This window comes from Sphingobacterium sp. 1.A.4 (genome assembly GCF_002734245.1).
In the GTDB taxonomy this organism is placed as follows: Bacteria; Bacteroidota; Bacteroidia; order Sphingobacteriales; family Sphingobacteriaceae; genus Sphingobacterium; species Sphingobacterium tenebrionis.
In genome coordinates this window covers 1-18,636 of sequence record NZ_PEAZ01000050.1, presented here as the reverse complement: position 1 = coordinate 18,636, position 18,636 = coordinate 1, and the positions used below count along the sequence as shown (strand labels likewise).

Below are 18,636 nucleotides of genomic sequence, written 5' to 3'. Positions count from 1 at the left end.
ACTTTCCTTTATCTAGTAGCGGGGAGCAGGATCGAACTGCCGACCTCAGGGTTATGAATCCTGCGCTCTAACCATCTGAGCTACCCCGCCGTTTTTCGGTATGCAAAGATAGTAATAAGCAACAACTTTCAAAGAAAATTTCAATAAAATTATCCCTAAAAATAAACTTTCAACCCCCTAAAACCCTAAACCTCTTTATAATCAAAAAGATAGCAAAAATCCACCTCCCCAACCATTAAACCCACATTACCCCCTTATTACTTTAGGCATAATTGTTGAAAAGCCACTTACTGTTAAAAAAAAGATGTGCACTATTTTTTTAATAAGCGATTAATTGATTATACTTACAAAAAGTAGGATAGCATTGGGGGCCTACTTTTTTTACTAACAACATTTATAAAACGAACTACTGAGAACAAATTATGTCAGAAAAAACTAAACTACACCTTGAATATGTGTTGAATTCATCACCTAGAATTCTTTTCCCATATCTACAGGAGCCGAATGAACTGGCACAATGGTTTGCTGATGATGTAAACTACCACGATGGAATTTACGAGTTCGTTTGGGACAATGAATCCCACCGTGCGAAACTGGTGTCTGTCAAAGAAAACAAAAGCGTGAAATTTAAATGGTTGGATGACGAACCTTATTTCTTCGAAATCGAAATCATACAGGACGAATTGACCAATGATGTAGCTATCGCAGTTACGGACTACGTAAAAGAAGACAATATGGAAGACAGAAAACAAATCTGGAACAATTCCATTGGCTATCTACAGAGCGTCATCGGCGCATAACTATATCCAAACAAAGCCTGAAATGAAAACCTATTCCTTTCAGGCTTTTTCATATCTTATCCCTATTAACTTTTTCCTAACAAAAATACGTTCATAAAAAATGTATCTTTGCAGAAATCCATGGATCAGACTTAGCAAAGATGTCCCATATCAAGGATTATTAGCAACATGAAGAAGATTCACTCCCTCATATTACAAGCATTCATCAAACCATTTATGGTTACTTTCTTCATTGTGATGTTTGTACTATTGATGTTGTTTCTTTTTAAGTACATCGATGACCTGATCGGAAAAGGTTTCCAGTGGTATGTAATCCTCGAACTATTAAGTTATCAGGCGGCCGTGCAGTTAACCATGGCACTCCCACTTTCCATGTTGTTATCCTCGATCATGACCTTTGGAAATCTGGGCGAAAGCTACGAATTGGTGGCTATCAAAGCTGCTGGGGTTTCTCTCCGGAAAGCCATGACTCCACTATTCATTGTGGTAGGACTTTTCAGTGCCGGCTCTTTTATCTTTTCCGATTACATCCTTCCCGTGGTCAACCTAAAAATGGGTTCCCTACTGTACGATGTCCGTAAGAAAAAAGCCGATTTCCTGATCAAACCGGGCGTATTCAACAATACGATCCCTGGTTATTCCATTCGCGCAAAAAGTAAAAATGAGGAAGGTACCGTCCTTTACGACCTCATGATCTATGAACACGCCACAGGTGGTTCGGCCAATAATGTGATCTTCGCGAAAGAAGGCTATATCCAGAACTCTGCCGACAATAAATACATGTTATTGGAATTGAAAGATGGTGTTCGTTATGAAGACAGCAATGTAAAAGACGCGAAACGATACGACCCCCGTCAGCAATTTACCCGTTTCAGATTCAAGGAAACGACCCAAAAATTCGATATGGAAAGTTTCCAGATGGGGAATACGGATAAAGAACTCTTCAAGGATCATCATCAGATGCTTAACCTCAGACAATTGAGGCATTATTCAGATTCCAATAGGGTATCCTTGGATAGTGTGGCGAAGATTAACTCCGTGGAAAGCAAACGGTACATTAACTTCTTTGCCAATTACTATCAGGAAAACAAACCGAAAACGATCAATACCAAAATAAAATTAGCGGATATTGAACAGGAGTACATGCGCCGTTCGGCCATCAGCAATGCTCTGTCGCAAGCGAGGCAGATCAAGGAGAATGCTGATCTAAGGATGAATGACTACCAGTTCTTTGCCGAGAAGGATATCCGATACGATATCGAATGGCACCGAAAATTCACTTTGGCGGTGTCCTGTTTACTGTTATTTGGTATTGGAGCCCCATTGGGTGCCATCATCCGAAAAGGTGGTCTTGGATTGCCTGTTGTCATGGCGATTATTTTCTTCCTAATCTACCACGTTATTGCAACCATCTCGGAGAAAGCAGCGAAAGATGCCAGCTTGACCCCAATGTGGGGCATGTGGATGGCCATCATCGTCCTTACGCCATTGGCTATATTCCTAACGTATAAATCCACCTCCGATTCGGCCTTGTTCGATGCGGAACAATATAAGAACAAAGCGGAGGCCATCTGGAAAAAAGTCGTAGGCCTCTTTAATAAAAAGAAAGACAAAGCGACCCTTTCCTCTTAGGAAGGTCGCTTTTGCAACATAAAAACACGTTAACTACCCCCTCTAACCCTTTTCATCTCATCGGTTTCCGACCCTGATCTCCGTTCCTTTGTAAAATCTTTTCCGACCTTAAAAGTAGCGGAAAAAATAAAAGTCCTGGAATCCAGGTTAAAGTGCTGATTCATGCGAACTGCCCCCACTTCCGAAGCCGTCCTGTACCGCATCGTTTTGAAAACGTCATTTCCGCTCAATTTTAAGGTCAGATTTTCGCGCAACAACTTCTTCTGAACGCCTATGGATACGGATCCCATCGACTTTCTTCTATAAACTCCGTCCGATTCGGGCGATAAATATTGCCCATTGATCTCTAATTGCCAAGCTTTCGGCAATTTAAAGGAATTGTTGGATTGATAATTTAAAGACCAGCCTTTATTATCGATAACTTCCTTATTGAACGCTCCAAAATAATGGTTTTGATAGATCAGCACATTATTGATGCTGGTCCAGAAGTTCAATGGTTGATAACTATGATTGATATTCGTGCCTATATTACGGAAGCCTTCAATATTAGCAACCGAACGGATGGTCATATTCTTTTCAGGGATTTGTGTCAGCACCGAAGTCATCACCTCTGCTACTTCGGTATAAAAAAAGGAAATATTTAGATGACGTCCATAGCCATAATTCAGTTCAAAAGCATGGGCTTTTTCGGGTTGTAACAGTGGATTTCCTTCATAAAAAACAAAAGCATCTACATAATATCGAAATGGATTGAGGTCATCGTAATCGGGCCTATTGATCCTTCTGCTATATGATAGTTGGGTTTGATGTTGAGCACTCCATTGCCTTGCCAATGTCGCGCTTGGAAACCAGTTCAGGTAAGACCGCTTATGTTGTATCGAAGTGGTTAATAACAAGCCATCAGCCAAGGTTTTTTCCGCTCGAATACCGGCCTGCAAACTCCATCCCTCCTTTTTCCATTGGTAGTTCAGATATCCAGCATGGATTTGCTCTTTGTACAGGAAATGATTACTGGTGCCCAGATCTCTAATCCATGACGAACCTTCTAATGTATCATTGATCGCATTATTGTCTGCTTCCATCACGCTACTCTTCCATCCTATCTCTACCTTCTGGTTTACGGTTAATTGGTGAAGATAATCGACCTTGGCTACAGCAAGCTTGGTAACAGAAGGCGTTTGGTTTTTCCGTTTGGAGATAAAGGGTTGTTGAAATGTGGTCCGTTGAAAATCAGAAATCAATAATTGATCGGCATCATAGGCTGCATGGAGAAAATCAAGATCAGCCGTTATTTCATGTCCCTTTTCTCCTATTCGATTTACATAGCCCAAACTCACATTATGGTTATTCCAGGTACTGATGTTTGAATTATCCGTCAACGAATTAGAAATCAATTCCCCCTTTTCAAATAAAATATTGTTATAGCCCTGGTTCAGGTTCTTATTAGTTCCAAAATTTCCAGTCCAGTTCAAGCTGATGAGTTGGCTAGATGAAGGAATATAATCCAGCCCAAACTTAGCGTTGTGGGTATTCAGCGGTTCTTCCGTCACGGAATATTGCTTGGATACCCTTGCTTGTAACTCCGCAGGAAGCTTTTCAAAGAACCGGTCAAATTGCCTATACTCTTCCTCCCCACGAAAGGCATAATCATAGGCCGAATACAGGTTCCATTTATCCCGTTGAACATTCAGGTTAATCCCACTGCCATTCCTTAATTTTCTTCCAGCACCAGCAAAGGCATTGATCGTAGCATTGAACCCTTTTTTACGTTGATTTTTCATAACGATATTGATCAATCCGCCCATTCCTTGCGCATCAAATTTTGCCGAAGGATTTTTGATCAACTCTATGCTTTTAACCGAAGACGAGGAAGTTCCTCTCAATAGGCTTGTCAATTCCTTTTGGGATAAATAGGATAACTTCCCATTGATCATCACCGCGACATCTTTCTTACCCCGCATCTGGATCTCCCCATCATCACTCACTTTTACTCCAGGAGCTCTTTCCAATATTTCCAAGGCCGTCATTCCATCAGATAGTACAGAGTTCTCGATGTTCATTACCATCCGGTCAGCACGTTGTTCTATTAATCTGGGGCTAGCCTTTAAGGTGATGGCTTCTATTTTCTGGGATGCGGAAAAAAGATATAGGGTATCAAGGTCTACAAAGCCTTTCTCAACTAGCACATGGTCAATATATAAAGTTTCATACCCCTGATGACTTATCTGTAAATGGTATTTTCCAGGACCTATGGTTTGTGAAAAACTTCCGTTTTCTGTACTGTAACATTCCTTTTCTAGCTGTTGCAAAGCATTTAGGAACAAGATGCTCACTTGGCTTAAGGGTTGTCCTTCCTTATCAGAAATTACACCTTTGATACCAGTCTGTGCATTCGAGAACAGCGTGAAGAAAATCAGAAAGCTTGTTAATTTTAAATTTAATTGCATATTGACACGTATTAGCATAATAAAATTTCTATTCCCCAAGGTGATGTAATTTTCAGTAAATTATTTAGAATAATTATAAATAACACCACAAAAGTATTAGATTTGTTTACCCATCAATAACAAAAAAGGGATAATAATACGGATGGAGGCAAGTAAGGATACCAGGAATTTGAAATGTTCAAACATCGATTTGAAAATAATCAAAGAAATAAAAACATACTTAGAGGAAAATAGCCATGAAGATATACATATCGTTACTCTTGTTCGTCAATTTGGGATCAATGAATTCAAACTTAAAACGATTTTCAAACAGGTTTATGGCATAACCGTGATGCGCTATTTACGCAAATGCCGGATGGATCGTGCGCAGGATATGTTGGTGAATACGGATTTGGAGATCAAGGAAATCGCTTTCCTCATAGGTTTCAAATATGCCCATCATTTCAGTAAGGTTTATCAGGCCCATTTCCATGTACTCCCGAAAGACGCCCGAGGGCATATTTATGACAACTTACTTATAAATAAGTCCTAATTAACCGTTACCTTTGTACACTTATTTAAAACTAATGGATATTAAATTAAACACGATTGAAGAAGCAATCGAGGATATCAGAGCCGGAAAAGTCATTATCGTAGTAGACGATGAAGACCGTGAGAATGAAGGCGATTTTGTTACTGCTGCACGCAATGCCACACCTGAAGTGATCAATTTTATGGCTACCCATGGTAGAGGATTGGTTTGTGCACCTTTAACCGAAGAACGTTGTCGTGAGCTTAATCTGGGTTTAATGGTTAACCAAAATACTGCCGTTTATGAAACCAACTTTACGGTTTCTGTGGATCTTCAAGGATACGGCTGTACCACAGGTATCTCTGCATCCGACCGTTCGAAAACCATCAAAGCATTGATCGATCCCAATATTCGTCCAGAAGAATTAGGTCGTCCAGGCCATATCTTCCCGTTGATCGCGAAGGATGGCGGTGTATTGCGTAGAACCGGTCATACCGAAGCTTCCGTGGATTTAGCGCGTTTAGCTGGTTTTGAACCTGCAGGGGTATTGGTTGAAATCCTAAAGGATGATGGCGAAATGGCAAGGCTACCTGATTTGATCAAAGTAGCAGAGCGTTTTGACCTGAAGATCATCTCGATTGAGGATCTGATCGAATACCGTTTGAAACATGATACATTAATCCAAGAAGAGGTTTCTGTTGAGATGCCAACCGAATGGGGAGATTTCAAAATGAAGGCCTTTACTCAGAAGAATACTGGTGAGCAGCACTTAGCTCTTTATAAAGGCGAATGGGCAGAAGATGAGCCGATCTTGGTTCGTGTCCATAGCTCTTGTGTTACTGGGGATATCTTCGGCTCTTGCCGTTGCGATTGTGGACCACAACTTCACAAATCCATGGAGATGATCCAAAAAGAAGGTAAGGGAATTATTGTTTATATGAACCAGGAAGGCAGAGGAATCGGCCTGATCAATAAACTGCACGCCTATAAGCTTCAAGAAGAAGGCGTGGATACGGTGGATGCCAATCTGCAGTTAGGTTTTAAAGCTGATCTTAGGGATTATGGAGTTGGTGCACAGATATTGCGTTATATGGGAGTAACCAAAATGCGTTTGATGTCAAATAATCCTACCAAACGTGCCGGATTGATTGGCTATGGTTTGGAGATTGTGGATAATGTTCCGATCGAAATCGAACCGAATCCTTATAATACGGAATACCTGAAAACAAAAAGAGACCGTATGGGTCATACGTTGAGTAATCTTTAATTTTAGATGATAGATGATAGATGTTAGATTATAGACCTTAGGCGACTTATATTTGTCTATAATCTATAATCTAATGTCTATTTTCCGAAAATTTTAAGTAAAAAAGGAGGCTTTTAAAAAGCCTCCTTTTTTACTTAAAATTTTCGGATATAATACGCTAATCCTAAGGTGAAAGTACGTTCAAGGTTATTGGTGGTTATGTTGCGGATATAATTATCTGTTAAAAAGGTTTTGATATTACTTCGCTGCTTGAGTAAATCATACACACTTGCCTTTATCTCGAGCTGTTCTTTCTTTAAAAAACGGTAACTAAGAGCAGAATTGATGATTACTTGGTTGTTCATAGGAAAGCGAGTAGCTTTTTGAGAAATCAAATAGACATTATTTACCCAAGTAAATCCTTTCGGATAAGTAAGAATAATATCTCCTTTCAATTGATTACTTAAATAACCATTGTTTCTTTCGTTGATCTTATATTTACTGATCAGCAAACCATTAGTTAAATTTAATTTTAACGCCTCATTCAGGGTAATCAGCGCAAGGAGGAAATTAGATATGGTATGGGAATGAATGAAATTCTTCACACCATTCTGATAGCCATATTCCTGGTTATTCAGGTAATCAAGCCTCCATATGGCATTGGTAGTTTTTCCAAAAAGAAACCCATTCCATGTCGAATTGTATTTAACAGTAAAATACGGCAATCCTTCACCATTGATTTTTGTGCTCAATACACGACCATTCTGACCATAAATTACGCTATCTAGAAGTTGATTTTTACGGAGCATAAAGTCTACAGTAAAATCATGCTTAAACTTTGATTTTGACCCGCTAAGATTGACTTGTAAGGTGAATTTATGATTGGTTTGTGGAACTAGATTTCGATTTCCTAAGGTATTGAAATTAAAATTTGCTGAATCTATCAAGTCGACATAATTATTCAAAGAAGGAATTTCATAATCCATAAGGTATTTCAGATCGACTCTATATTGTTTAAGGAGGATATTTTTGGAATAGGAATAAAACAGCTCCGGTACGGGTTTTAGAAATCGCTTTGATAAATCCCGAAAGGAATTGGTTGAATTATTATTCCGCCAGAAATTCATCATACCCACATTCACACCAAAATTATGATATTGATCCCATCTCGCAGTAGCTTTATGGATAGATCGTTTATACTTTAATTTTGAATCCCATTTAATTTCCTGTTGATTTTCATCATAACTCATCCAACTATTTCTCTCCAAAAAAAACTGATCTTCAGGTGATAGATTATCCTCAATCTGATCAGCTTTAGAAAATTTGAATGCGACATTATTATCCCAATTAAACCTCGAAAGGATTGGGATCCTTAAAATACTCAGGGAATTTGAACTGGAAATATTGTTTCTAAACACTTTACTATTTATGAATCTTGAACGTAATAATTCCGTGGTTGTATTTACATGTATATCATCAAACCTGTTCCATTTCAATTGTTCTGTATGATCATCGAAATAATTAAATTGGTATTTGACCGATTGATCGCTGAATTTTTTTAAGTTCCAATCTACGTTAATATTTAAGTTATTCCCTTCACTTTCCTGATTTACCCTATTTCTTAATTTTGACAATGGTCCAGTAATAGGATTTACAATTTCACGGTCTATATTATTTTCAAAACTATTACGATGATGGGCAGCATCCATATTAAATGTTAACATATGATTGATGAACTCATATTTTGTATTTCCCTTTAAAAATACCCGCTCCTGTAAACCATTTTGTGTACTTTTCTCAAATGTTTGTTGCGTCAATTCACCATTTAAATACCTATCTTCTAGAATATCTTGGTTAATAAAAGCTTCTTTGCTTCGGAAATATCCTTCCATATCGGTAGAGAAATCCGGTTTCCAATAGCTTTGCACTTTTAATCCAATCATTTTAAACTCATTGTCACCTACTTGGGATACGGCATTCATAAAGGAGGTTTGATCATTGCCTCCGGCCATATAGATATTTGCCTTCAAAAATTCTGCAACAGTGTTGGCTTCTTTATTTAAATTATTCAACCCTGCAACCAAGCTAAATTGTTGTTTTCTATTAAAGTAATTTAACGTCAAATTTCCTTCCCTCCTATCATTATACCCATAACTAAATCCGATATTACCAAATATTCCTGTTCCCTTTTTTAGCAAGATATCCATTTCGAGTGGGCCCTCTTCGTCCGAATTCAAACTTCTTTTTTCATAAACTTTCACATTTTTAACAGCAGAATTTGGCAAATTTCTAGTAGCTACAATGGTTTCCCCTCCTAAAAAGGGCTTTCCATCAACGAGCACATTTTTAATTGATTTTCCATTAACAGTCACTTCCCCATCTGCCCAGACCACAATGCCAGGAACCTTTTTCAACAGGTCTTCAACCACTGAATTTTCTTTTAATTTGAAGCCAGCAGGATTAATGATCAAGGTATCATTCTTCATAAAAACAGGGGGAAGGTTTATGGCAATCTCCTCAATCTCTCTAATCCGCTCTTTCATTTTAATATTTCCTAAGTCCAATACATTCGGAACATCTGGACTCTGGAATTTTATTTCAATTGGTTCATAACTTCCATGGGTGATTTTTAAAAGTGTCGCCTCTTTGATTTTAGGTAGATTTTCAAATATAATTAAGCCTTTGCCATTGGTTAGTCCATATTTTAACAACTCTTCTCCTGATGCATCGTATAATACAACGGAAGCGGAAAGTATCCCTTCGTTTGTATTTTTATCAATTACCAAAGCCTGTAATTTGTAATTAATTGATCTTGGTTCTTGCCCGAAGCTAAACTTGCTTAAACAGCATAGGAAACAAATCAGAAGAAAGCTATTTCTCATAGGACAATATCCTTTTGGAACGACTAATTCATTTTTAAATAAGAGAGCCTTAAAATGGGATTATGAAATTTCATTTCGCTAATTTTCTTCAAATCATCTGTCATTTCCTTCACTACTACTTTCTCATAAAATTGTCTTTGTTTTTGGTATAACATATTTTTAGGTTCTTTCTGAGATAATTCAGTATATTTTTCCAAATCTTTCCTTTGTTGTTTCAACATCGATAAATAATCAAAGTTAATTGATGTATAAACAATGTTTTTATCCATTCCTAAAATTTGGTTATAAGCTCCAGACTTTTGTATATCTTTTGCTTCAATTGAATTTAAATCGGTTAAAACCTTACTATTGGAATTATATAAAATAGCCTGTTTTGAACTGAATCGCATGACCCACAAATTTTGATAGGAATAAACATAATCTAATGCATAGATTAGATTCATGTTTTTAACCATAAAATTAATTCTCTTACCATCATAAATTTTATTGTATAAAAAATCATTTGGTAGGCTAAATTCTAAAGGCAAAATAATTTCAAATCTTTGATGAAAATTTGCATTTGAATCAATTTCATAAATACTAAGATCGAATTCTCTTATAAAAAGACTCCTATCGAGCCTATTATTCAAAAAATGCTTACCCTTCCTTAAGATATCATTGCGCTTTATAAAAACCTTATTCCGGTTAATAAATTTCAATGAATCAATTGAATCTAGATTTTTTCTTACAATAAATAAGTCATAAAATTCTTCTTGAATATTTGACCTATACTTTAAATCTAGAGATATTCTATTAACCATTTTTCTTTGATCAATAAAAACATCTTTTTCTGGTACAACTTTAAGTTGTTCACCTTCTAAATCAAACAAATAAATTAATTCAGTTTCATTATTGAAAAAGTTTATGCTTTTATCATTTTCATTGAAATACCAAGGATAAGATAAATATTTTTTTACTCCGGGAATTTTTAGAAATTCGATTTTAGCTTGATACTTACCATTTTTCTTGAATATAAATATGGTGGAAGACCTTTTTTCAAATATCACATATTCGTCTTCTGTAATAAATAAATTATCCACATCTCTAAATTCAGATTCTGGAATGGTTTCTAAATAAACTAGTTTAGTGGAATCAAATACCTCTGATTCAAAATCTGAAGTTAAATTATTAGGATCGATGCGAAGCTGAATTGAAGAGTCACGATTTATGTGAAAAACTTTATTTTCTTGTGCCGCTGCAATTATCATCAACGAGCACCCAAATAAAACAAACCATAAAATAAAAATTGTTATTTTTTTCATAAAAAGTTAATGGTTTTACCTAGTTAGTCTCCGATTATAAAAACAGATGAGCAGCAATTAACAATTGGATATCTAAACTTAATTTTTTTAATCCATATATCAAAAAAAATTAGATGATAGATGATAGATTTTAGATGATAGACCTTGGGCGCCTTACAGAAGTCTAATATCTAATGTCTAATATCTAATAATCTAAAAACGTTTATTATCCATTTTCTCGAGGTTGTTTCTAACCTATGACTTCAAAATATGTTTGAATTTGGGTTAGAATCGTGGTTTAATTAGGTTTAAAGCAGGGTTAAAGTAGGCGGAAAGTAGGTAAAGCATACATTTTATATACTTTAGGTATACTTTCAGTATGGTTTAACACCGAAGCGAACTATAAAAAAAGTTAGCCTAAATTCTTTTGTACATGATTTATAATATTACTTTTTTGCAACATACTGCTCGAAACAAAACTTTACCTTCACTGTTCCATAAATCATACAATGAATCCAGAAAATATAGGGTAATCCCTAAATTTCAGTAAGTATTCAGAAATCACAGCATCATGAAGAATTCACTTTTTATCGAAAAAGCTTATCATAACGGTTCTTTTATTTCTTCTGAAAAGACATTTGAAGTAATCAATCCAGCCACTTTAAAACCCATCGGCTCTTTGCCGGATCTGACCGTGAAAGACTGTCAGAAATTCATTAAATCTGCTGACAAGGCTTGGAAGAGCTGGAAAACAACTCCTGTAGGCGAAAGGTCGAAGTTGGTTAGAAGGCTTTTCGAATTGATCAATGAACATCGGGATGAGATGGCGGAGATTATGACTTTGGAAAGTGGAAAACCCATCAATGAATCTCAAACAGAAGTGGATTATGCCAATTCTTTTATGGAATGGTTTGCTGAGGAAGGGAAACGTGCGTATGGGGAAACTATTCCTTCCTTGGCAGGTAATGCCAGGCTTCAGACCATTAAGCAAGGTATTGGTGTGGTGGCCGCCATTACGCCTTGGAACTTTCCGCTTGCTATGATTACGAGGAAAGTGGCTCCGGCATTGGTGGCAGGATGTACTGTGGTTCTTAAACCGGCATCTCAAACCCCTTTTTCGGCCATTGCTTTGGCTAAGCTGGCGGATATGGCAGGATTTCCAAAAGGTGTGTTTAATGTGATCACTTCAAAGGATAGTAAAGGGATTGGAAAAGAATTGGCGACAAGTCAATTGGTAAGAAAAATATCTTTTACGGGATCAACGGAAGTTGGTCGGACTTTGATGGAGCAGGCTGCGAGTACCATCAAAAGGATATCTTTGGAATTGGGAGGGAATGCGCCATTCTTGGTATTTAATGATGCGGATATTGATCTGGCGGTTAAGGGAGCTATAGCTGGGAAGTTTCGTAATACGGGGCAGACCTGTGTTTCCATAAATAGGTTTTATGTGCAAGAGGATGTTTATGCAGCGTTTTGTAAGAAGTTGACAGCCGCGGTTAAGAATTTGGTTGTTGGAAATGGAATGAAGAAAACGACCCAGGTTGGTCCTTTGATCAATAAGTCTGGGTTGGAAAAAGTGGAGCATCATGTGGCGGATGCGTTGGCCAAAGGGGCAAAGATTGAAACCGGTGGGAAAGTGATCAAGGATTTGTTTTATGAACCTACCGTGCTTTCTAATGTAAGCCCGGATAGCTTGATTGCAAGTGAGGAAACCTTTGGTCCTGTATGTGCGCTATTTAAATTTAAAACGGAGGATGAGGGAGTAAAAATGGCTAATGATACGCCTTTTGGTTTGGCATCTTATTTCTACAGTGAAAATGTGAAGCAATGTTTTAGAGTTGCGGAGCAATTGGAAGCTGGTATGGTAGGAATTAATGCAGGCTTGATTTCAAATGCTTCGGCTCCTTTTGGCGGGGTGAAACAGAGTGGATTGGGAAGGGAAGGCTCGAAATATGGGTTGGAGGAGTATATGGAAATTAAGTATTTGTGTTTCGGAGAGTAGGAACTTTACCCGTCATTGCGAGGTACGAAGCAATCTTTCGGTTAGTGTAAAGATTGCTTCGTCGTACCTCCTCGCAATGACGTTACCAAATATGATACCTCACCCCTATCATTACATAATTGGGATCTATCGCTTCCGAAGCAAATTGATACTTCAACTTATACCCTGTATAAATCGATAAATCAACTGAGGGAAAATAATAACTCACCCCTACCTGTCCAATCGCATTCGTATAATTCTCTTTTCTTCTAATAGGTCCTTCTACATCCCCATCGATCGTAAAATCATAGGTATAAAAATCCTGACTAATACCCGGACCTAAAAAAATATTGAAATTAGACTTTTCCTTGTTAAATACATTCACCAAATAATCTGCACCTACGGCAATATATCCACCTCTACCATAAACCTGGGCCTGTAAAGCCTGAAAATTGGTCAGATCATACTTTCCTTGCACACCAAAACTCCCATCATAAGTTGGACTTTCCATCTGTACATCGCCATAAAATCCAAAAGCCCATTTATGCTCCTGTGCCTGACTGCTTCCAATAAATAATAATCCACAAAATAAAATGGTCAATAGCTTCTTCATAATTATAATTTTAGTCTCTTTTTTATAATTTTAGTCTTTGGTGCAGAGTTCTAGCCTACGTTTTATAGTCCTAATCTACTTTTTCTCCTTTAGATTTTCGATAGCGCTTGTAAAGCTTTACCAGCACCATCAGCAAAACACCTAATCCGATAATTCCTGTTACTCCAAATACCCAACCTATCGTTGATTTCAATACCACCAAAAATACAATCGCAAATAAGATAATGGTAGAAACTTCATTCCAAAGACGTAACTGGGTGGAGGTCCAGGTAGAATTTCCGTCCCTAAGCTTATACATGATCCTTTGGGAAATAAAATGGTAGATTACTAATCCGAGTACAAAGGCCAGTTTCATATGCATCCATCCCATGGATAATAATCCGGGGTTGACATATAACATGACGAGGGCTGAGGTGATTACTAAATACATGGATGGGGTGGTAATAACCCACCATAACCTGCTTTCCATGATGTTAAACTGCTTATGAAGCACTTGGTATTCGATATCTGACTTTTGTTTTGCTTCGGTGTGGTAAACAAAAAGGCGTGGCATGTAGAACAGGCCCGCCATCCAGCAAACTACAAAAATGATATGAATAGCCTTGGCGTATAGATAAAGCATTTTTAAGTATTTATTACAAAGGTACGAAAAGAAAGTCCGTTATAACGTCATTGCGAGGAACGAAGCAATCTTTAACCATGTCATGGTGAGCGTAGTCGAACCATCTGTTCGTATACAACCGTACAGATCCTTCGACTACGCTCAGGATGACATACATGGCTAAAGATTGCTTCGTCGTACCTCCTCGCAATGACGGAGAAAAACCTCCTCGCAATGACGGTTAATCTCCCGAGGAGAAAGCCTAATACCTAAAATCCTTGATAACCTCTACCGCGTATTTCACATTATCAAAAGGGATATCCGGCATAATACCATGCCCTAGGTTAAAAATAAAACCATCTTCCCCTCTCATCCTTTCAAAAAGATCCAAGATCTTCTTCTTGATCACCGGTTTATCCGCATACAAAACAAAAGGATCTAAGTTTCCTTGTACCGCCATTCCAGCAGGCAAAGATTTCTTGATATTCAACAGATCAGCATTCCAATCCACCGAAACCACATCCGGTTTTGCTTCTGCCATAATAGGCGCAAATACCGAACTTCCTTTACAAAAAGAGATCACTGGAATATCCTTACGATTAATATTATCCAAAATATATTTATTGTATTTATGGCCAAACTCTTGGTAATCGTTCCAAGAAAGCGCCAATGCCCAGCTATCGAACAATTGAAGGGCATTTACACCCGCCTCAACCTGCATGTTCAAATAACCTATCGTTACATCTGCAATTTTTTGAAGAATATAATGCGCCAATTCCGGCTCATTGTTCAGTAAAGTCTTCGTACGTTTAAAATCCTTGGACGAAGCGCCCTCTACCAAATAACTCAAGATCGTAAAAGGTGCACCAGCAAATCCGATCAAAGGCACTTTTCCATCCAAACGTTGTTGGATCACCTTGATCGCATCAGCCACATATTGCAATTTGTCCAAACAATCTACATTCAAGTTCTCTGCATCTTGAAGGTTTCTAACCGGGTTTGCGAAACGCGGTCCTACACCCTGCTCGAAGGAAAGGTCACCTCCCATAGCCTCTGGCGTAACCAAAATATCCGAAAACAAAATGGCAGCATCAACCCCCAATAGATCGATCGGCAACATCGTTACATCCGCCGCAATCTCTGGTGTTTTGCACATCTCCAAGAAAGAATATTTGTTCTTGATTTCCCAATATTCCTTCATGAACCGTCCTGCTTGACGCATCATCCATACAGGAGGTCGTTCCGTAGGCTGCGATAAGGCAGCACGGATCAATAGATCATTCTTTAAATTGTTGTTCACTATATATGTTTATTTACTTCGTTTCTGATTTTTTCTATGATGGAAACCTGACGCGCCGTTAGCTTAAGCTTTTCGGCCAGATCCAAATAGGTAGTTACCCGTTCGTATTCTTTTTTTCTCAGGTTGATGTTTGCCAGATTGATCAATACCATGCCCTTTTCATTATCTTTTCGCCATGGCAAGCGGGATGCCATTTGGAAGTGGTATTCCGCCTCATCTACCCGCTCCTCTTTCAAAGCGATGTTTCCCATCATGAATTCATAGAAATTACGACGTCCCTTGCGCAATTGATCGGGATTCTTGATCTCCGCCAATAGAGCTTTGGTTCGTTCGTAATCCTGCTTATGGAAAGCTTGAGTAGCTAGATAAACCGTACCTTCCTTAAAATAACTCCAGGTCAGGTAGGCGATCCCACCAAATATGTAAACCGCAATATTATAATGCTTGGCATATATGGCATACAATAGAAAAGCAACCGCAATAGCGATTACTATTTTACGTGCATTATTGGTCATCTGCTAATTTAATTCTGGTTGTCCGTGAATTTATAGCCCACACCACGGATGGAATGGAAATAAATAGGATGTTTCTGATCAGGTTCAAAATATTTACGGAAAGTCAGGATGAAATTGTCGATGGTACGTGTAGATGGATAAACATCATAGTTCCAGACAGTTTCGAGGATCTGTTCACGTGAAACAGCTTCATTCCTGCGTTCGATCAATAATTTCAACAACATCGTTTCCTTTTTGGTCAAGGATGAAATGCTGCCATCTGCATGGTGCAATTCGAAGGAATTGAAATAGATGGTCTTATCACCAATGGTGTAGGAATTAAGTTCTTTCAGGTCATCCCCTTTCATTCCACGACGGATCAGGTTGGAAACACGTAGAATAAGTTCTTCCAGGTTGAAAGGTTTCACCAAATAATCATCAGCTCCTTTTTTCAAACCGGTGATACGGTCTTCGGAACTGTTCTTGGCGGTCAAGAACATGATAGGAACTTCAGAATTTTGCAGACGAATGGTTTCAGCAACCTGAAATCCATCGATCTCTGGAATCATCACATCCAATATGATCAAATTGAAGCGCTCCTCCTTAAATAGTTTCAAGGCCTTTTTACCGTCCGTAGCTGTAGTCACCCGATAGCCTTCCAGCTCCAGGTTCAATTTGATAGCTTCCAATAAATGTTCTTCGTCTTCAACCAGAAGTATACGTTGTTTAGCTTGCATAGTTTTCAAATGTTACTTCAAAAATACTTCCTGAGGGTTTATTGTCCTTAACCCGAATGGAAGCATTGTGTTTTTGTAATACTGTTTTTACGATATATAACCCCAAACCGGTTCCTTTGGTTTTACGGGTAGCTTCGCTGCCGACGCGATAAAACTTATTAAATATAAGTTTTTTTTCGTCATCGGGAATTCCTTCCCCATGATCGGCAACAGAAAATAACAGGTTTTGTCCTTGTTTATTCAGATTGACGGAGACCGTGGCGCAGGGTGGTGAATATTTCACCGCGTTCTCCACCAAATTGGTGATTACGTTCGTAATCGCAAATTTATCCGCTTTGATTTCAATATCCTCATCCAGATCTGCTTTGATGACCTGGGATTTACAGGCGTTCTTCTGCAAACGATCGATCACCTGCTCGACCAACTCCGTCATGTTGAACACTTCTTTTGGCAATTGGTAAGCCCTATTCTCCAACTTGGTGGTAAGTAACACATTCTCCACTAAGTCGTCCAAACGTTCGATATCCTTAAGGGAATTGGAAAGAAAGACCTTTTGCTGTTCCCTGTCCAGATCGCGTTTTAGAATGGTTTGGATGTAAAGTTTTACAGATGCCAAGGGCGATTTCAGCTCATGGGTAATGGCCAAAAGGAAGTTCTGCTGTTGTTGGTTGTTCTCATGTTCCCTTCTAACATGTTTCTTAAGGCGAAAAGCACCCCAGATAAAGATCAAAAAGAAGATCAAGCCTTCACCAATGATCATACCCTTCCGGTCTGGTTCAAATTTGATCAAGATGAATCCCCACCAAAGCAATTGCGTGATCGCATAAAAAAACAAGAAATAAAAAAGAAATAATGCCTTCCTCATAATGAAATTCCAACCGCAAAGGTACTTAAATACGGATGTAATCGAAAACGCGCAAAAGAATATGACAGTAGGCTTAGAAACAGGTTTGACTGCCCTTTGGAAAGCCTGTATATTTGTACATGTTCAAAGATAAAAAGCATCTGTTTTTCGACCTGGATCATACTATCTGGGATTTTGATAGAAACGCCGAAGAGACCTTACATGATCTCTATTATAAATTTAATTTCCACGATCTTTTTCAGCGACAGAATTCGGATGAATTTATTGAGACCTATACGGTGAATAACCATCGGTTATGGGACCTGTACCATCATGGCAAGATCGATAAGGCAACCTTAAGGAAATTGAGGTTTGCTGATACGTTTAGTCAGTTGGGTGTGGATCCAGGATTGTTTCCTGTGGCTTTTGAGGAGGAGTACTTGGCGATTTGTCCGACCAAGACGAATTTATTTCCCCATGCGCATGAAACTCTTGCTTATTTGCAGGGGAAGTATCGGTTGCATCTGATTTCAAATGGTTTTAAAGAGGCCTGTGAAAAGAAATTGGAGCATAGCAAGTTGTACCCTTATTTTGAGACGATCGTGATTTCGGAGATTGTTGGGATTAATAAGCCGGATCCTAGGATTTTTAAGCATGCTTTGGATAATGGGCAAGCGGAGAAGGAACATGCGGTGATGATAGGGGATAATTTAGATGCGGATGTTCGCGGAGCGAAGAACGCTGGTTTGGAAGCGATATTTTTTAATCCAGGGGATAAGGATAAGCCGGAGGATGTGGAGTATATGATTGTGGATCTGAAGGAATTGCAGGAGATTTTTTAACCGTCATTGCGAGGAACGAAGCAATCTTTCCAAATGTCATGCTGAGCGTAGTCGAAGCATCTGTTCGGATATAAGCGTACAGATCCTTCGACTACGCTCAGGATGACAAGCTAAAGATTGCTTCGTCGTGCCTCCTCGCAATGAACTGTGTATATATCCAAATAATAAATTAAATTTTCTCCAAATAATATTCTGATTAGGCCGCTTTTGCGATGTAGCCCTTTCCAGATTTTGCGATGGCGAATGCCTGTTTGATCAGTTTGTTCACCACTGCTATGATTGCGACCTTGTATGGCTTTCCTTTTTCCATCAACCTCCCATAAAGCTCACTGCAGGCGGTGTTGCTCCTGATGGCGGATATTGCCGCCATGTACAGCACCTTTCTGACGTGGCCCATCCCCATCTTGCAGATATGCCCCTTTCCCT

The 18,636-nt window shown here is 38.4% G+C and carries 15 protein-coding genes, 1 tRNA gene and 1 pseudogene; 6 read left to right on the top strand and 11 right to left on the bottom strand.

What is annotated here, in order from left to right; translation table 11 throughout:
* Window positions 1-16: 16 nt before the first annotated feature.
* Window positions 17-90 (bottom strand) — tRNA-Met (locus tag CRJ00_RS07855).
* Between the two features lie 332 nt (window positions 91-422).
* Here CRJ00_RS07855 and CRJ00_RS07850 point away from each other — a divergent pair.
* Window positions 423-800: an START-like domain-containing protein gene (locus CRJ00_RS07850; RefSeq protein ID WP_099366324.1), complete on the top strand. Its 378-nt coding sequence runs from the start codon at window positions 423-425 to the stop codon at window positions 798-800.
* A gap of 168 nt (window positions 801-968) precedes the next feature.
* Window positions 969-2,432, top strand: a complete 1,464-nt coding sequence (locus CRJ00_RS07845; protein WP_099366323.1) for an LptF/LptG family permease — start codon at window positions 969-971, stop codon at window positions 2,430-2,432.
* Between the two features lie 29 nt (window positions 2,433-2,461).
* Here CRJ00_RS07845 and CRJ00_RS07840 read toward each other — a convergent pair whose 3' ends face one another.
* On the bottom strand, window positions 2,462-4,879 hold the full coding sequence (locus tag CRJ00_RS07840; protein WP_180268449.1) for a TonB-dependent receptor: 2,418 nt from the start codon (window positions 4,877-4,879) through the stop codon (window positions 2,462-2,464).
* Between the two features lie 142 nt (window positions 4,880-5,021).
* On the opposite strand from CRJ00_RS07840, the gene CRJ00_RS07835 reads away from it, so the two are divergent.
* Entirely contained in the window at window positions 5,022-5,411 is a 390-nt protein-coding gene (locus CRJ00_RS07835; protein ID WP_099366321.1) for a helix-turn-helix transcriptional regulator, read from the top strand.
* A 34-nt stretch (window positions 5,412-5,445) separates the two neighbouring features.
* Window positions 5,446-6,657, top strand: a complete 1,212-nt coding sequence (locus tag CRJ00_RS07830) for a bifunctional 3,4-dihydroxy-2-butanone-4-phosphate synthase/GTP cyclohydrolase II (protein ID WP_099366320.1) — start codon at window positions 5,446-5,448, stop codon at window positions 6,655-6,657.
* 134 nt (window positions 6,658-6,791) lie between these two features.
* Here the strand turns inward: CRJ00_RS07830 and CRJ00_RS07825 are convergent, their stop codons facing one another.
* Together CRJ00_RS07825 and CRJ00_RS07820 are read right to left on the bottom strand one after the other, a co-directional pair.
* Window positions 6,792-9,422, bottom strand: coding sequence for a hypothetical protein (locus CRJ00_RS07825; RefSeq protein ID WP_144038122.1), 2,631 nt, complete (start codon window positions 9,420-9,422; stop codon window positions 6,792-6,794).
* A 119-nt stretch (window positions 9,423-9,541) separates the two neighbouring features.
* A complete protein-coding gene (locus CRJ00_RS07820) occupies window positions 9,542-10,819 on the bottom strand; it encodes a hypothetical protein (RefSeq protein ID WP_144038121.1) in 1,278 nt (425 codons plus the stop codon).
* A gap of 550 nt (window positions 10,820-11,369) precedes the next feature.
* Between CRJ00_RS07820 and CRJ00_RS07815 the strand changes: the two genes are divergently transcribed.
* Window positions 11,370-12,800: an NAD-dependent succinate-semialdehyde dehydrogenase gene (locus CRJ00_RS07815; RefSeq protein WP_099366317.1), complete on the top strand. Its 1,431-nt coding sequence runs from the start codon at window positions 11,370-11,372 to the stop codon at window positions 12,798-12,800.
* 82 nt (window positions 12,801-12,882) lie between these two features.
* On the opposite strand, the gene CRJ00_RS07810 is transcribed toward CRJ00_RS07815, so the two are convergent.
* From CRJ00_RS07810 to CRJ00_RS07785, 6 genes are all read right to left on the bottom strand, one after another.
* Window positions 12,883-13,392: a hypothetical protein gene (locus CRJ00_RS07810; protein WP_099366316.1), complete on the bottom strand. Its 510-nt coding sequence runs from the start codon at window positions 13,390-13,392 to the stop codon at window positions 12,883-12,885.
* Between the two features lie 70 nt (window positions 13,393-13,462).
* A complete protein-coding gene (gene hemJ, locus CRJ00_RS07805; protein WP_099366315.1) occupies window positions 13,463-14,014 on the bottom strand; it encodes a protoporphyrinogen oxidase HemJ in 552 nt (183 codons plus the stop codon).
* 241 nt (window positions 14,015-14,255) lie between these two features.
* Entirely contained in the window at window positions 14,256-15,293 is a 1,038-nt protein-coding gene (gene hemE, locus CRJ00_RS07800) for a uroporphyrinogen decarboxylase (protein WP_099366314.1), read from the bottom strand.
* On the bottom strand, window positions 15,293-15,808 hold the full coding sequence (locus CRJ00_RS07795) for a hypothetical protein (RefSeq protein ID WP_099366313.1): 516 nt from the start codon (window positions 15,806-15,808) through the stop codon (window positions 15,293-15,295). Before CRJ00_RS07795 ends, hemE begins: the two co-directional genes overlap by 1 nt.
* 8 nt (window positions 15,809-15,816) lie before the next feature.
* Window positions 15,817-16,524 (bottom strand): response regulator transcription factor, encoded by a 708-nt coding sequence (locus CRJ00_RS07790; RefSeq protein ID WP_099366312.1) that lies wholly within the window; start codon window positions 16,522-16,524, stop codon window positions 15,817-15,819.
* On the bottom strand, window positions 16,514-17,389 hold the full coding sequence (locus tag CRJ00_RS07785) for a sensor histidine kinase (protein ID WP_099366311.1): 876 nt from the start codon (window positions 17,387-17,389) through the stop codon (window positions 16,514-16,516). Before CRJ00_RS07785 ends, CRJ00_RS07790 begins: the two co-directional genes overlap by 11 nt.
* A gap of 119 nt (window positions 17,390-17,508) precedes the next feature.
* Between CRJ00_RS07785 and CRJ00_RS07780 the strand changes: the two genes are divergently transcribed.
* Window positions 17,509-18,210: a YjjG family noncanonical pyrimidine nucleotidase gene (locus tag CRJ00_RS07780; RefSeq protein WP_099366310.1), complete on the top strand. Its 702-nt coding sequence runs from the start codon at window positions 17,509-17,511 to the stop codon at window positions 18,208-18,210.
* A gap of 196 nt (window positions 18,211-18,406) precedes the next feature.
* Here CRJ00_RS07780 and CRJ00_RS07775 read toward each other — a convergent pair.
* Window positions 18,407-18,636, bottom strand: a pseudogene (locus CRJ00_RS07775) (IS110 family transposase); the annotation flags it as partial.